Genomic DNA, 14,797 nt, shown 5'->3' on the forward strand with positions numbered 1-14,797 from the left:
TAAATTATGAGCAGTTAGCAATTCTGGTGTTCTCAGGTTAAAAAGTATTGATTTTCGACGTGCTTTTTTAAGCACTCGTTTAATTATCTTCTTTTTGCGAGTCTTCTTTTTCTGTTTTTTCGTTTTCTTATTTTTAATGCGATTAGATATCTTCTTCTTCGTAAGATGCGCCATTTACTTCTTCCTTTCTTTTTCTTCCGTTGAACAGGTTGTATAGGTTGTATAATTTGTGTAGGTTGTAAAGGTTGCAAACTAATTCCGTTATCGATTTCTGGATGCTTGCTTTTCGCGAGATTATACAAATCGACGACACGTTCAGTCATCGCATGCAATGACCAATGTTCCTCTCCCCATCTCTTTGCATGATTTGCCAGCTCAATCAGTGATGTTGAATCATCTTCATCTAAGGCTGATCTTAAGCAATGAAACAGCTGATCTCTATCTCCAGCATGAAATACAAGTCCAGTCGATGAGTGGGTTACCATTTCTGGAATACCTCCAGCGTCTGAGGTGATGACTGGCTTGCCTGCAATTTGTGCTTCGATAATGGCAAATGGCTGGTTATCCTGCATGCTGGGCAGGACGACAAAATCAGCTTGTCGAAGCAATTCAGGAACATCCTCGCGGTTTCCCATAAAGATAACGTGATCAGTAAGACCGAGATTATTGGCAGTTTGCGTTATTTCTTCACGAAGAAAACCATCTCCTACGAACCAAAAAATCCAATCCGTACGTTCTTCTTTTAGTTTGGCTAGTGCATAGATGAGATGGATTTGACCTTTCACAACATCAAAGCGAGCAGGGCACATAAATACTTTCTTTTCAGCAGGTCTTGTAACATTTGATTCTCGATTCATGTTTTGAAGAAACTCGTCAATGTCAAAACCATAATGGCTGACTGTAATACTATGTTCTGGAACAGAAAATTCATTTACTAAAACATCTTTTAACCACTGCGAGGGCGAGATTGTTACATCACTGACGGTTGCACCCAAATTTTCACGTATGGCCGAATAGTGCCAAAGCGGGGTATTTGTGTCTTGTTCCAGTAACCCCAATTCTTTCAACTTAACAAACCACTCTTTGGTGAGACAGCCATGAATTGTCGTTACTAAAGGAGTTTTAGGAGATTTAACACGTGACAACGCATGTGCGCTAACAATGTCCTGTGCATGGATAATGTCATAATCGGATAAGTCGAAGTACAAGGCAGCTGCTTCAATACAATACCGCTCAATTTCGGTGCTAGTTATCCATGGATCAGTTCCGGGCAAATAATGATTCATATAGAGACTAGTCTGATCGGCAATAAGAGATGTTAGTTTGCTTTTATCAATGAAAAAGCTTTTTCCTGGGACATGGAATCCCTGTCCATCCGGCGTCGGGGAGAATATATCTACGTGATGCCCTGCGAGCTGTAATCCTTTTGACAACTGATTGACATACGTATTTACGCCACCTGCATGAGGTAGAGACCAGCTGCAGGCGATTAGTATTCGCATTTGTTCCCCTCCGGTCAATTTGTCTGTCATTCCACTATCATATGAGTCTATTACAATAATGTTAACGCACATCCACCTATTTTTCTCTCGTATCATTACAGGCGATTGTCAATCAATAATTGCATCCAATCGGTATAATTCAATATCCTCAAAATCTTATAAACTTCGTGACATTCTACTATTTCTGTAAAATATAGACTTTTATCTAATGCGATTTTGATTAATTTTCGTATGATGCTAGAAGATTAGTCAAAGGAGTTGAGAGAGTGAAAGAGCATGCTACTAATTATAAAATTGGTATTATTGGGCTAGGGTACGTTGGATTGCCATTGGCTGAGTTGTTTCTTGAGAAAGGAAATACGGTTTATGGCATTGATACTGATGAACGAAAAATCAATATGTTAAACAAGCGTCAATCCTATTTGTCTGACTATAAAAAAAACGAAATTCGAAATCTTTTCAGTAAAAATAGTTTTCATGTTGGGACTACCTTCAATGTCATCGAGAAAGTCGATGTCATAATCATTTGTGTGCCTACGCCGCTAGATGATCATGATCAACCTGATTTGAAATATGTGATTGGAGCTGCACAAAATTTGCTTCCACATTTGCGAAGAGGGCAACTCATTGTATTGGAAAGTTCTACGTACCCGGGAACTTGTGAGGAGCTGCTTAAGCCGATTTTAGAATCCACTGGTCTCCTAGTAGGCAGAGAAATTTCGCTCGCATATTCACCAGAACGAATTGATCCCGGTTCGAAATGGGAATTGGAGCATATCCCCAAAGTTGTCGGAGGCGTAACGCCATCATGCACATCGTATGCCAAGGAAGTATATGAAGCAGTGTTTAAACGCATGGTCGTTGTGTCTTCACCGCGCGTTGCCGAAATGACGAAGCTGCTCGAGAACAGTCAGCGTTATTTGAATATCTCCTTTATGAACAGTCTGTTGAAGATATGCGAGGAGCTGGATATAAGCCTATGGGAAGTGATCGAGGCAGCAGGTACAAAGCCATATGGTTTTACGAAATATTATCCAGGTCCTGGCGTTGGCGGACATTGTATACCGGTTGACCCATTATACTTGTTGTGGAAGTCGAGGGAACACCATATTGATCTGCCTTTTATTGAGCTTTGCCGTCAGGTAAATGAGGATATGCCTAGTTTAATAGTAGAACGAGTTGCAAAGACATTGCGTCCTAAAGAGCTAAACGAATGCAATGTGCTTGTCATCGGGGTTACGTATAAGAAAGATGTAAATGATATGCGAGAGTCCATCGCGCTGCACATTATAGAGCAACTGCTAGAATCAGGAGTTAAGGTAGATTATTTTGACCCGTATGTAAATGAACTGAAAATTGGCGAAACGGTGCTTCATGCAGTCCCGCTTACGGCACGAAATATGAGAAATATTGATTGTACGTTAATTTTAACGGATCATTCGAATATTCCTTACGAGCTATTTGTGAAACACACACCTGTTGTTATAGATACACGCAATGCTACAAGCAAAGTCGCAGACCGTAAAAACGTCATCTTACTTTAAAAGGGGGGGATTTCAATGAAAATAGTAGTAACTGGTGGCGCAGGTTTTATCGGCTCACATTTAGTTGAGCGTTTGCTGGAGGAAGGCCACACCGTTTGGACAATAGATGATTTCTCGAATGGGCGGCCGGAATTTTTATCTCATCTCCAAAACCATAAACGTCACACACTTATCCAAGGCTCAGTAATGGATCGAGTGGTGATGAAGAAATTGATTGCCAAAGCTGATGTTGTTTACCACTTAGCGGCTGTTCTAGGCGTTAAAAATACGGTAGATGATCCCATTAAAGTTATAGAAGGCAACATTGACGGTACACGCAATGTACTTGAATTAGCATATCCGCGCCATGTCAAAGTCATTTTTGCTTCAACATCCGAAATATATGGAAAAAATGAGGAGCTGCCTTTTCACGAAATGTCCGGACGTATCTATGGTGCCCCATCTGTTCATCGTTGGTGCTATGCAACGGCGAAGTCGCTGGATGAGCATATGTGCTTTGCTTATGCCCAAAAGGGACTGCCAGTTACCGTGCTTCGGTATTTCAACGCATACGGACCTAGGCAAACAAATTCGCAATATGGCGGTGTTGTAGCACAATTCATTAAGGCAGCTTTGAAGGGAGAGCTACTTGAGGTTTATGGAGATGGGTTTCAAAAACGTTGTTTCACTTATGTAGAGGATACGATCTCTGGGACTTTAGCAGCACTCAAGCCGGAAGCTAACGGACTTGCATTCAATATCGGTACGAACCGCTCTATTACGATTGGTGAGCTTGCAACACTCATTGTTAAGCTTAGCGATTCGACATCTTCGATTGTGTCCAAAACGTATGATGAAGCATATGGATCGGGTTATGAGGATATACCGGCAAGAGAACCGGATTTGACACGCTCACAAACTTTGCTCAGCTACAAACCTTCCATGAAGCTGGAAGAAGGTCTTTTGAAAACAATAGACTGGTATCGAAATCATATGTGAGTACAATTCCATTTGGTCGAAAGAGGAGTGACGGATGAAAATTGCACTTGTATCCTATTGGTGTGTACCCTATACAGGCGGAGTATCCACTTATGTATTGGCACTCAGGAAAGGACTCGAAGCAAGGGGATATGAGGTCGATATCCTCTCGCATAATGAAACTGGACTCAATTACCACATTGTAGATAAAGGTAAGTCAATTGATAAGCAAGCGGTTTTGGCTCCGATCATGCAGCAAATCGGAATTCGGTTCAATGAGAAATCACTGAACTACAATTCATGGCTGGCAGCAATGGAAGGTGAGCGAATCGCTTTCAGGCAAGCATTATCCGAGTTTTCATTAAAAGATTATGATCTAATTCATGCGCAAGATGTCATCTCTGCAATCGGTGTATCTGAAATAAAACCGCGTAGTACTCCCCTCATTGTAACCCTTCACGGGAAATTGGCGGTTGAGTGGAAACATCAAGGTATTATTTCTGACGATACTAAGGCAGAGCAATGGGGCAATGCACTTGATTATTATGGAAGCATGGTAGCGGATTGGAATATTTTCCCTTCAAAATGGCTTAAGCAACAGTATGAGTCGACTGGGCATATGCATGATAAACAAATGGATGTCATCCCATACGGATTCGATACGTTATCTTTTTTGCGTAAATCCACAAATGGATTGACTGTCTCTAAACCGGACAGGGTGAAGCTTCTGGCCTGTCCGGCACGCTTAGATCAGGTGAAGGGCCATGACGTTTTATTGCATGCACTTTCATTGCTTCTACAGGAGCGTTCGGATTGGGTTTGTTGGTTGATCGGAGACGGACCTCTGCGCGAAAGCCTTGAACAAGCGAAGATCCAGTATAATCTTCAGCAGCATGTCCAGTTTCTTGGGCATCGGAACGATATGTCGGCTCTGCTAAAGGAAGCGGATTATGTTGTAGTGCCAAGTATTCATGATAATTTGCCTTTTACAGTCATGGAATCCCAAGTAGCCGGAAAACCGATCATTGCTTCAGCAGTAGGAGGAATTCCGGAAATGATATCTCATGGAAAGAACGGTTTATTAGTTCCAGCTGGAAGAGCGGATTTGTTATGCAGACAAATTTCCGAATTATTCAATGATCATTCTCTTGGGAAACGACTGGCCAATAAAGCCAGATCTTATGGACTAAAAGAGTGGTCTTTGGATACGATGAGCGATCGGACTGTGCGGCTGTACGCAAAGGCACTTCAAGTTAAGCGAGGTGGTGTAAATTGAAAATACTGCTTGCTACGTACTGGTTGCTCCCGCATGTCGGAGGAGTTTGGGTCTATATTCAAGATTTAAAAACGAGCTTGGAGCAACTGGGCCACGAGGTGGATGTGTTCGCTAGGCATCCGGATGAGCAAAGCTATTATATGGTTAATACTGGCCAGCGGGTAGAGAAAGGGCTCTTCAAGCAACTCATCGAAGGAGAAATAAGAGCGATTTATGCTCCTTATCAATCGCAAATTGATCCTTGGATCGTTGAAGAGGAAATTGAATTCTGCTCTTATGCGATTGCCGCAGCTTATTTTGGACTAGGAAAATATGATTTGATTCATACGCAGGATGTTATTTCTTCCCGGGCAATATGGCAAATTAAACCGGAAGAGATACCTTTAATAAGTACAATCCATGGGTGCCTTGCAACGGACTTCTCGATATCGCTCGAAGGAAAAATGCCGTCCGATTCGATTTGGAAATATGCATGCGCTCGGGAATATTATGGAGCAACCTCAAGCGATTTGGCTATTGTTCCGACCAAATGGCTTCATGATACGCTCGTTGGATATGTGGTACCTTCCCAGCATATGGAGGTTATCCCGTATGGGATGAACGTAGAGCTTTATTTGCAACGAATGAATGAAATCTCCAGCTTAATGATACCTGATGCTGAGAATGTCATCGTTTGTCCGGCGCGGTTCGATAAAGTGAAAGGGCACAGCTGTTTACTAGATGCTCTTTATAAACTCAAACAAATAAGAAATGATTGGATATGCTTATTCATTGGTGACGGAAACCTTCGGTCAGAGTTAGAGTTGAAAGCAAACCGCTTGGGCTTAGTTAGTCACGTTATATTTACGGGCAGCAGAAACGACGTCCCGTCATTGATTAATCAATCTGATATCGTCGTGCTCGCAAGCTTGAATGATAATCATCCGTTTACGGTCATGGAAGCGCAAATTGCTCAAAAGCCGCTCGTTGTTTCCAATGCTGGCGGCATTCCAGAAATGGTGAAGCATTATCATACGGGTCTAGTAGCAAAAGCAGGGAATAGTGACGAATTGTCATATTGCTTGAATGTACTGCTTGAGGATCATAAGCTTCGCAGTAAGCTGGCTGCTAACGGCTACAAGTGGGGAATGAAGCATTGGTCCCTTAAAACAATGGAGCAGTTGACCACACGTCTCTATAAAGAGCTTTTAAATAAGAAGCGTGTGCGAAAAATAAGCCATCCTCCAAAGCATGCTGGAAGGCATGGTGCGTGGATAAGCGCTACGCTGCGAGAAACGTACAATATGCATATCCCTCATTCCTTTTCAATTGTTGATGATCATATTGTTGGTTCCGTTCTGTATCAAGAAAAATAAAAATAACGAATTGAAAGGAGAGATTTCATGGCAAATATACAAATAACTCCATCAGGCCCGCAACAAGAACCTTCCATCGCTCTGAATTCACTGGATCAATCTACAGTCATCGTGACAACGAATGATTTGCGATCGGGAAATAACATGACGACGATCTACCAATCCATCAATGGCGGGACTTCATACACCCAGATGCTGATGGCTCCTCCAATCGGGTTCGCGGCATCAGGTGATGCTGTAGCTGCATTCGGTTATCCTAATCTGTTTCTTGTTGCTGCAACAGCTTTAAATGTGAACCCGGTACAGGACTCGTCCATTATCGTGTACCGCTCGACAGACAATGGTGCCTCTTTTTCAAGTCCAATTATTGTAAATCGAGGATTTGGTACTGCTGTATATAACGATAAGCCTTTGATATGCATGGATACGTCGAATGGTAGTCCGTATCTGGGTCAAGCATATATTGCATTTACACGTTATTTCAACAATTTTAAAAGCTCGGAAACTATGATTACTCGATCACTTGATCAAGGGCTGACTTGGTCTACACCCTTTCTATTAACAAATCAAGTTCAAAATGTATCGAATTTTGGCGCGAGTGTCGCCATTGGACCTGCAGGTGAAATTTATGCCGGGTGGATGCAATATGGGCCTGGTACGCCGCAATTTCTTATGCGCAGATCAGACGATGGGGGAGTGACGTACGGCCCTATTATTTCCATATCGACAGTCTCACTAGTCCCTACCCCTCTCCCAGTACCAACCTTTGGTTTTCGTGTATTGACAATTGCTTACTTGGCCGTCGATATCTCGCCATTTAACGGAGAAGGCATCGTCTATGCCGTCTGGCAAGACAACCGCACCGGTTCTTCACACATATTCCTCTCTCGGTCGACTGACAAAGGCATGTCATGGTCAACGCCAATTCAAGTAGATGATAGCCCGGCAGGAACGCAAAACTTTTTACCCAATTTAACGGTATCGCGTGATAATGGCGGGGTGAAGGTGATGTACTATACGAACCGTGTCAGCAGCTCATTATTGGATGTTTTTTTAGCGGAGTCAAACAATGCCGGCTCTTCGTTTGCGCCTAACCTTCGCGTGACAAGCGTCTCCTTCGATCCGAATGCGGATCCGTCAATAGGAACCCCGACACCGTCGATAGGTGATTATAACGACCTAATTGTAAAAGCAACTGGCTCATCAATCATTGTCTGGATGGACACGCGAACGGGATCACAGAACATTTTTGAAGATATTTAAAAATAGCGAATTGATTTTCAGCTCACCGAAAATCAATTCGCCATGCTGCTTAATATCGAAACGAAAGGGTATCAACCTATTGGTTTATAGAAGGACTGTACCGTCCAGATGAACTGGACCGGTAATAGTAGCAACGTTTTGACCGATATGTTCAACGGTCAATGCATATTGCTGGAATGTGCCAACGATAGCAGGAATAGCCGTCTCGGTGTGTTGGAACGAAGTCGTAAAATCGAGCGGTACCCAAGGACCTTCACTTGCGGTTCCTAAAAATGCGGAATCAGTCGTTTGGAAGACAACCGTCGCAGGGGCACTCGTTCCACCGCGTCGAATGCGAAAGAGCAGTTTCGGTACGATATTCAGGATGAGCAATTGCGCCTCCCAGCCGATGGTTGCTTTTAATTCGATCCGGTTGTTTATACTCGTAATTTGAAGAAAGATAGAAGTGAGCAGTAACTCCGAACCGGGAGAAATGGTAAGGGGAAGAGACCCCGTTCCAGCCGGAACTTCTTGATACTGATAGTCGTTAATGATTACAGCCATAGCTATCAACTCCTTTCCATGTGCATAATAAATAATCCTGATATTTAGAAGCCAATCGTTGAACCAATTAACGTAACCGGACCAACAACTGTAATTGTTCCTATCCCATTGCTTTGTACAGTTAAAAAGTATTGTTGAAACGTGCCGACAAGGCTTTGATCAGGTGATTCTACGTGATTTAATGTTGTTGTTATGATGTTCGTGGTTAACCCGCCTGTGCCTAAAAATTCCGAATCTGTTGTTTGATAGACCTCAGGGAATGCCACCGTAGACCCCCCGCGTCGGATGCGGAATGTGAGTTTAGGTACAATCGGAAGCAAAAGTAATTCAGCTTGCCAACCGACCGTAGCTTGTAATACTAATTTATTGCTTGTGCTCGTGACATTAAGAAATACGGATGTTAATAACGTTTCGGTACCGGCAGCAAGCAATAAAGGTAATGACTGTGTGTTTTGCTGCACTTCTTGAGATGCAAAATCCACCAAAAATGCCATACTATCAACTCCTTTTTAATCGTTATTTACCCGATAATTGTTCCTAATAATGTAACGGGTCCATTAATTGTCGCCCCGCCCGTGCCGCTCAGTTGTGCCGTTAAAAAATACTGTTGATAAGTTCCCGCAATTGCAGGAGTATCAGGAGTGTTGGAACGCTGAAAGGATGTAGTCAAGTCTGAAGTCAATATCGGTATTAAATTGCCAGCTCCGAGAAAAACAGAATCTGTAGTCTGAAAGATGAGTGTGCTAGCTGGGGTGGATCCACCACGCCGGATACGGAAGGTGACTTCAGGAACAAGGGGCAGCAGAGATAGTTGAGCTTCCCAGCCGACCGTAGCAGTCAGTTCTACTTGCACATTGGCATTGGCGATATTAAGAAAGATTGAAGTGAGCAGAACTTCTGTACCAACTGGTAAATTAAGAGGAAGCGACATTTGGCCGATAAGAACTTCTTGCGAAGCAAAATCAATCAATTGAGCCATTTGCGTATCTCCTTTCTCGTTCAATTGAATAATACATTATAGTAGATTCATAGTTTCGAATTGCTGACACGGATAGATGTACCTGTTCAAAAGTTTGATTTTAATAGCAGTGAAACAATACTCTCAAGCGGAGTAATTAAATAGACTAGCAGGTTCGATTCTTTTGGTTATTGGAGGAAAGGATATGGATGACGAAATTACGAAGATGGAACGAATGTATGCGACTTCTTTTAATGATGTTATGATGGATCATCATTATCGATATCATTTTGCATTGAACTTTATTCGCAGTGGAGATTTTGTATTGGATGCTGCTTGCGGCTCGGGGTATGGCACTCATTACGTGGCTAAAAACTCAGCTTGTATACTTGCTGTTGGGGTGGATCGATCGGATCATGCATTAAATTGGGCGATTGACCATTTCTACTGCGACAATACTGTCTATGTGAAAAGCGACTTGTCTGGATCGTTTCGGGAAGAACTTCCTATCCAAAAGTTCGATGTCATTACCTGCTTCGAAACCGTTGAGCATATGAAGGATGATCGATCATTTGTTCTGAAGCTTTATGATTCTCTTAACGTAAACGGCATTCTTCTTATCTCAGCGCCTAATGAAAAGGTTATTCCACATTTGAATAACCCATACTTTCTTGGAGGTGTGAATCCTCACCATTATCGCCATTATCGACCTAATGAATTGTCTAGCTTGTTGACGGATTGTGGTTTTCGTATTGTACAGGTATGTACACAAGATAATGAGACGTATGAGCTTATTATAGGCCGTGAGGATGGTTTTACAACGGTTCTTGTTGCCATGAAATGAATAAAAAAGAGGCGATCGATTCTTGGCTGAATGCCGAGAAACGATCGCCGCTTTAGCCTATTATTTACGGTAATACTCATATGTTTGTGTTAATCCTTCGATTAAGCTAACTTTCGGCCGCCAACCCAATAGTTGTTCAGCTTTCAAATTATCGAGACAGCTGTCCATAATATCACCTGGCCGCTCTGGGCCATGTGCAACATCTATGGCTGAGCCGTGAATCATATTTAACCTATGCACTAAGTTATTAATCGAAGTAGGCAAGGCTGTACTTATGTTGATCGTTTCTTGATTCCCTTGACGGCTCGCAGCTATATTTGCCTCGACAACATCTTGCACATAAATAAAATCGCGATTCTGATTGCCGCTGCCATGCACAAAAAGTGGAAGCCCCTTATGCAGGTTGCTCATAAATATGGCAATAACGCCACCTTCACCTTTTGCAGTTTGACGAGGACCGTATACGTTGCTATAACGTAATATCGTGTAGTTAATGCCGTTCAATTCATGAAACAGTCGAATATAGCACTCGCTTGCATGTTTGGATAAACCATAATAGGAAATCGGAGAAGGTAATGCATCCTCCGATGCACGTTCTTTTTTTGAGACACCATATACGGCCGAAGTAGAGGAGAAAATGATTTTACCTGTGCCAGCTTGCTTGCAAGCATGAATAAGCCGCACGGTACCAACGATATTTACGTTAGCGTCGAATGCAGGGTCGGCTATCGACCGTTGAACATCAACCTGAGCTGCCATATGAAACACAACATCCGGCTTAACTGTTTGAATGATTTGAGAAGATGAATCGCTGTTTATATCTTCAATATGCAATGTTGCTGCAGGATTTACATTTTTTATTGATCCAGTTGTAAGATTGTCGATAATGTGTACCTCATCACCATTATCGATAAGCATATCTGTAAGATGGGAACCAATAAAACCTGCACCTCCTGTAACCAAAGCTTTCATAACACAACTCCCCACTATGACGTTTTGATTCATCATATGCATAAAAAAGGGATTGGAATATGTATTCATACCTTAGGTTATAGCCAATTTGACAGCAGAAATAATAATGGAGCGGCATATATTACGCCCCTCCATGTGGATGACAAACCTGCCGGTATTATGAACGTTGCTCCGGGTACCAAGATTCCAGCTAATGCAAATAGCTTATTTAGGTTATAGGTTTGAAATAATATTTTGTATGTTGTTGATCATGCCTGTCCATACCGTAATCTGTCTGTCGGGATATGAGAATGCAACATCAATATAGTCGCCTAAAGACGTACAAGGCTCCCCATAGCTCGGATCTGCGTTAGGATCAAATGAAGTGTCTGATAGGCGGGTATTAACAGCAAAAGTGGCGCCTGCATCTCCTGAAGTTGTGCCATAAACATCAAGCATACTGGAGTCGACGCGATTAGTGTAATACACAATTTGGATGAGTCCCGTACTATGAGAAACCGCAATATTCGGATAAAAATTTTGCGTACCAGTGGGGCTGTCATCCACTTGAATCGGTGTCGACCAAGTATTTCCTTGATCGGTTGACCTCGATAAGTAGATGTGCGAAAAACCAGTCTGATAACCTTGCCAAACGGCGTATAGTATTCCTTGGCCGAGATTGGCCGAAATATCTACCGCAAGAAAGGCGCTGGTCAAGACGCGGAAAGCGAATCCGGGTACGGGAAGGGGACTTGGGACGAGGGAAATATTCGATACTACAACAATCGGATTAAAGGTCGCACCTCCATCATCGGATCGTCGAATGAGGAATTGAGGATTACCTGGTGCATACTGCGCCCATGCTACATAGACCTGTCCCGTTGGTCCTATTGCTACATTCGTGCCGAATACGGCGGTTCCTGTCGTTTGATTTGACAAGAGAATGGGAATCGACCACGTTTGTCCTAGATCGAGAGAACGTTGATAAAAAGTGCCTGAGGTGGCGAAATTGTCATAATATCGTGTAAAGCCAACATGTGCCAGACCGAGATAAGGACTTCCGTTAGAGTTATCGAGTTGAATGAAGGGTTTATCATTATATATTTGCTGGCCAAAGCCTTCACATGTAATGACCGGGGCGGAGAAAGTAACGCCATTATCTTTAGAAGTATAGACGGCGATGGAGGAATCCATGACCGGATTAAGGTTCAGCTCGGTACAGGCTATCATAAAAGTATTACGATATCCATAGGTGCCAATAGCATTGCCTTGGGTAGTAAAACCAGGGGGCAATGGCAGCGTCAAAGTGGAGGGGTACGTATTCCCGCCATCCTGCGACACATATACATTGATTCTGGAAGTTCCTGTAGAAATGCTGCTAGATGTAACAATGACGGTTAAGTTGTTCAAAGTATTAACGGTTATGGAAGGCTCTTGCTGTGATTGCGCACCCATAGTAACCGGTATGTTCGTCAAATAGATGTCCTCCTCATGGTAGATTTTATATATGGAGAAAAACAACTTGTCACCTACAAACTGTAGGAACAAGTTGTTTTCTTCTATTATCCTAGAACTTGCCCTGTAAGGTTTATTGGTCCGGTAATGGCCACGTTTCCGAGGCCAAAATAGGAAACGGTCAAAAAGTAGGGTACAGCGACACCAATTAACGTTGGATTTGGTACTTGCGTATGAGTGAAGGAAGTGTTAAATGATACCTGAGTTATAAAGCCCATGTTACCAGGAAATAGCTCGGAGTCCGTGGTTTGAAATACGATAGGATCTGTTGGGCTGAATCCTCCCGTACGAATACGGAAAGTTAGTTGGGGAGATACAGCCTGATTGAGAAGTTGTAACGCCCAACCGACATTTCCCCAGAATTGAAGCTGGTTCGTTGAGCTTGTGGCTGTTAACCATATTGACGTTAAATGAATCTCAACCCCCTGCGTTAGTCCTAGGGGCAACGATCCGCCGCCTGCGGGAACTTCCTGTGTAGCATATTGCAAAATACTTGGCATAGGTCTATTCCTCACTTTTTTCAGATTACATCGGTGAACCTGCTTTTAACCGAGAATCATGCCAGTTAAATTGACAGGACCAATAATTGATACATTTCCGATGCCAATTTGTTGAACAGTCAAATAATACTGTTGATAACTACCTACGATTGATGGGCTAGGATTCTCAGAATGATCAAATGAAGTATTAAAGTTGATAGGCATAATGAATTGTTGGAAGTCCGGTAAATACTGAGAATCTTGTATCTGAAAGACGATGGGGGAGCTCGATCCCGAACCTCCACTGCGAATTCGGAAGATGAGTTCAGGTATGATGGTTTGATTCAGCAGCTGTACTTCCCATCCTACGGTAGCAGATATTAATAAGTTGACGTTTGTGCTGGAAATATTGAGAAATATTGAAGTCAAGGCAAGTTCGGGGCCTGGGGTTAAATTTAAAGGGAGCGACCCTGAACCAATTGGAATTTCTTCCTTGTCGAAGTCAAGGATATTGAGCATTTAAATCACAACTCCTCTATTGTAGACTATGGTGGTTTCATTGGCTGTATTCTTCAATTATCCTAATACAAACCCTGTTAAATTTACAGGACCGACAATGGAAGCATTGCCAACTCCTATATTCTGAACGGTTAAGAAATATTGTTGTGCTACTCCTATTACTGACGTTGGTGGGAGCTCCGTGTGATCAAATGCTGTAGTCATTCCAATATTCATACTGATAGCCGTGTTTCCAATTAGCAAAGCAGAATCCGATGTTTGAAACACAATCGGAGAATTCGTTCCAAATCCGCCGCGCCGAATGCGGAAGACAAGCTCGGGAGCAATAGACGTAGTGGTGATTTGTGCTTGCCATCCAATGGTAGAGTACATGAAGATATACTGATTAGAGCCGGTGACACTAAGCCAAATTTCAGTTAGTGGCAGTTCGAAAGCCCCTGCATTTACAGCCAAGGGCAAAGACCCTCCTCCGATAGGGACCTCTTCAAATTCAAAATCAAGGATATTTAACATGAGCGACATCTCCTTTATTATGATACTAGCCTTAATGACTTGTCCGATTATGATGATAGGTACAACAACCGTTACACCTTCACATTCAGACATCTCCTTTCAGTTGAAATCTACTACCATTCCACTATATTCAAACTATTTTGAAAGAAATGTACAAAAACCCCGATACAATAGTACAATTTTCTGAGAGGAACATCCCTATGAGTTCACTTTCGTCATGTATTGGATATTCGAATGTTCTCTATTTAAAAGAAGAATTTAAAAAATATGCTGAATTTGGACCGACTGATTATAGAAGACAATTTCGAAATCATAAGTGAAAATAAGGGTCAGTCTCGAAAGTAGATACAACTACTAACTTGTGGTCGGTGGATGATTGAATGGAAAAGTGTAATTGGAGAAATGATGGGAACGATAGATCAGAAAAGTAAAATGAGGGTGTCCCAAAAGCCATAGGCTTTAGAGGCACCCTCTTCAAAGTTTTGAAATCTGTAAAAAACAAAGAAACCAACCTTTGGTAAAATGGAGGTACCACCCAACCATCTTCGAAAGGAAGGTTTCTATGTACATTCAATATA

General features: G+C 42.4%; 15 protein-coding genes. 6 read left to right on the forward strand and 9 right to left on the reverse strand.

Features of this window, described 5'->3' with window-relative positions; translation table 11 throughout:
• Nucleotides 1-83: 83 nt before the first annotated feature.
• On the reverse strand, nt 84-1,502 hold the full coding sequence (locus AB4Z45_RS24100; protein WP_441912126.1) for a glycosyltransferase family 4 protein: 1,419 nt from the start codon (nt 1,500-1,502) through the stop codon (nt 84-86).
• Nucleotides 1,503-1,768: 266 nt separating this feature from the next.
• Between AB4Z45_RS24100 and AB4Z45_RS24105 the strand changes: the two genes are divergently transcribed.
• Genes AB4Z45_RS24105 through AB4Z45_RS24125 form a run of 5 tightly spaced genes read left to right on the forward strand, consistent with a single transcriptional unit; the run spans nt 1,769 to nt 7,897 of the window.
• Nucleotides 1,769-3,046, forward strand: coding sequence for a nucleotide sugar dehydrogenase (locus AB4Z45_RS24105; RefSeq protein WP_441912128.1), 1,278 nt, complete (start codon nt 1,769-1,771; stop codon nt 3,044-3,046).
• 15 nt (nt 3,047-3,061) lie between these two features.
• Nucleotides 3,062-4,024 (forward strand): NAD-dependent epimerase/dehydratase family protein, encoded by a 963-nt coding sequence (locus AB4Z45_RS24110; protein ID WP_441912129.1) that lies wholly within the window; start codon nt 3,062-3,064, stop codon nt 4,022-4,024.
• Between the two features lie 34 nt (nt 4,025-4,058).
• The gene (locus tag AB4Z45_RS24115; protein WP_441912131.1) at nt 4,059-5,279 is read left to right on the forward strand and encodes a glycosyltransferase family 4 protein; all 1,221 of its coding nucleotides are present in this window, start codon (nt 4,059-4,061) and stop codon (nt 5,277-5,279) included.
• Entirely contained in the window at nt 5,276-6,634 is a 1,359-nt protein-coding gene (locus AB4Z45_RS24120) for a glycosyltransferase family 4 protein (RefSeq protein WP_441912133.1), read from the forward strand. Before AB4Z45_RS24115 ends, AB4Z45_RS24120 begins: the two co-directional genes overlap by 4 nt.
• A 27-nt stretch (nt 6,635-6,661) precedes the next feature.
• Nucleotides 6,662-7,897, forward strand: a complete 1,236-nt coding sequence (locus AB4Z45_RS24125; RefSeq protein WP_441912135.1) for a sialidase family protein — start codon at nt 6,662-6,664, stop codon at nt 7,895-7,897.
• A gap of 84 nt (nt 7,898-7,981) precedes the next feature.
• Here AB4Z45_RS24125 and AB4Z45_RS24130 read toward each other — a convergent pair whose 3' ends face one another.
• The 3 genes from AB4Z45_RS24130 to AB4Z45_RS24140 are packed head-to-tail and all read right to left on the reverse strand — an operon-like array spanning nt 7,982 to nt 9,419.
• Nucleotides 7,982-8,440: a hypothetical protein gene (locus AB4Z45_RS24130; RefSeq protein ID WP_441912136.1), complete on the reverse strand. Its 459-nt coding sequence runs from the start codon at nt 8,438-8,440 to the stop codon at nt 7,982-7,984.
• A gap of 44 nt (nt 8,441-8,484) precedes the next feature.
• A complete protein-coding gene (locus AB4Z45_RS24135; protein WP_441912138.1) occupies nt 8,485-8,934 on the reverse strand; it encodes a hypothetical protein in 450 nt (149 codons plus the stop codon).
• A 26-nt stretch (nt 8,935-8,960) separates the two neighbouring features.
• Nucleotides 8,961-9,419 carry a hypothetical protein gene (locus AB4Z45_RS24140; RefSeq protein ID WP_441912140.1) on the reverse strand — a complete coding sequence of 153 codons (459 nt, stop codon included), beginning with the start codon at nt 9,417-9,419 and terminating at the stop codon, nt 8,961-8,963.
• 184 nt (nt 9,420-9,603) lie between these two features.
• Here AB4Z45_RS24140 and AB4Z45_RS24145 point away from each other — a divergent pair, with 184 nt between their 5' ends.
• Nucleotides 9,604-10,242: a class I SAM-dependent methyltransferase gene (locus tag AB4Z45_RS24145; RefSeq protein WP_441912141.1), complete on the forward strand. Its 639-nt coding sequence runs from the start codon at nt 9,604-9,606 to the stop codon at nt 10,240-10,242.
• A gap of 60 nt (nt 10,243-10,302) precedes the next feature.
• Here AB4Z45_RS24145 and AB4Z45_RS24150 read toward each other — a convergent pair whose 3' ends face one another.
• From AB4Z45_RS24150 to AB4Z45_RS24170, 5 genes are all read right to left on the reverse strand, one after another.
• On the reverse strand, nt 10,303-11,214 hold the full coding sequence (locus AB4Z45_RS24150) for an NAD-dependent epimerase/dehydratase family protein (RefSeq protein ID WP_441912143.1): 912 nt from the start codon (nt 11,212-11,214) through the stop codon (nt 10,303-10,305).
• Between the two features lie 213 nt (nt 11,215-11,427).
• Complete coding sequence (locus tag AB4Z45_RS24155; protein ID WP_441912145.1) at nt 11,428-12,669, reverse strand: sialidase family protein; 1,242 nt, start codon at nt 12,667-12,669, stop codon at nt 11,428-11,430.
• Nucleotides 12,670-12,755: 86 nt separating this feature from the next.
• Entirely contained in the window at nt 12,756-13,208 is a 453-nt protein-coding gene (locus tag AB4Z45_RS24160) for a hypothetical protein (protein WP_441912147.1), read from the reverse strand.
• Nucleotides 13,209-13,253: 45 nt separating this feature from the next.
• Nucleotides 13,254-13,706, reverse strand: coding sequence for a hypothetical protein (locus AB4Z45_RS24165; RefSeq protein ID WP_441912148.1), 453 nt, complete (start codon nt 13,704-13,706; stop codon nt 13,254-13,256).
• A gap of 57 nt (nt 13,707-13,763) precedes the next feature.
• Nucleotides 13,764-14,159 carry a hypothetical protein gene (locus tag AB4Z45_RS24170; RefSeq protein ID WP_441912149.1) on the reverse strand — a complete coding sequence of 132 codons (396 nt, stop codon included), beginning with the start codon at nt 14,157-14,159 and terminating at the stop codon, nt 13,764-13,766.
• Nucleotides 14,160-14,797 lie beyond the last annotated feature (638 nt).

Source organism: Paenibacillus sp. MCAF9 (assembly GCF_052114265.1).
GTDB lineage: Bacteria > Bacillota > Bacilli > Paenibacillales > Paenibacillaceae > Pristimantibacillus.

Coding starts and splice junctions, on each gene's coding strand:
- AB4Z45_RS24100 (WP_441912126.1), bottom strand. CDS start 1,502: ATGCGAATACTAATCGCCTGCAGCTGGTCTCTACCTCATGCAGGTGGC.
- AB4Z45_RS24110 (WP_441912129.1), top strand. CDS start 3,062: ATGAAAATAGTAGTAACTGGTGGCGCAGGTTTTATCGGCTCACATTTA.
- AB4Z45_RS24115 (WP_441912131.1), top strand. CDS start 4,059: ATGAAAATTGCACTTGTATCCTATTGGTGTGTACCCTATACAGGCGGA.
- AB4Z45_RS24125 (WP_441912135.1), top strand. CDS start 6,662: ATGGCAAATATACAAATAACTCCATCAGGCCCGCAACAAGAACCTTCC.
- AB4Z45_RS24130 (WP_441912136.1), bottom strand. CDS start 8,440: ATGGCTGTAATCATTAACGACTATCAGTATCAAGAAGTTCCGGCTGGA.
- AB4Z45_RS24135 (WP_441912138.1), bottom strand. CDS start 8,934: ATGGCATTTTTGGTGGATTTTGCATCTCAAGAAGTGCAGCAAAACACA.
- AB4Z45_RS24140 (WP_441912140.1), bottom strand. CDS start 9,419: ATGGCTCAATTGATTGATTTTGCTTCGCAAGAAGTTCTTATCGGCCAA.
- AB4Z45_RS24145 (WP_441912141.1), top strand. CDS start 9,604: ATGGATGACGAAATTACGAAGATGGAACGAATGTATGCGACTTCTTTT.
- AB4Z45_RS24150 (WP_441912143.1), bottom strand. CDS start 11,214: ATGAAAGCTTTGGTTACAGGAGGTGCAGGTTTTATTGGTTCCCATCTT.
- AB4Z45_RS24160 (WP_441912147.1), bottom strand. CDS start 13,208: ATGCCAAGTATTTTGCAATATGCTACACAGGAAGTTCCCGCAGGCGGC.
- AB4Z45_RS24165 (WP_441912148.1), bottom strand. CDS start 13,706: ATGCTCAATATCCTTGACTTCGACAAGGAAGAAATTCCAATTGGTTCA.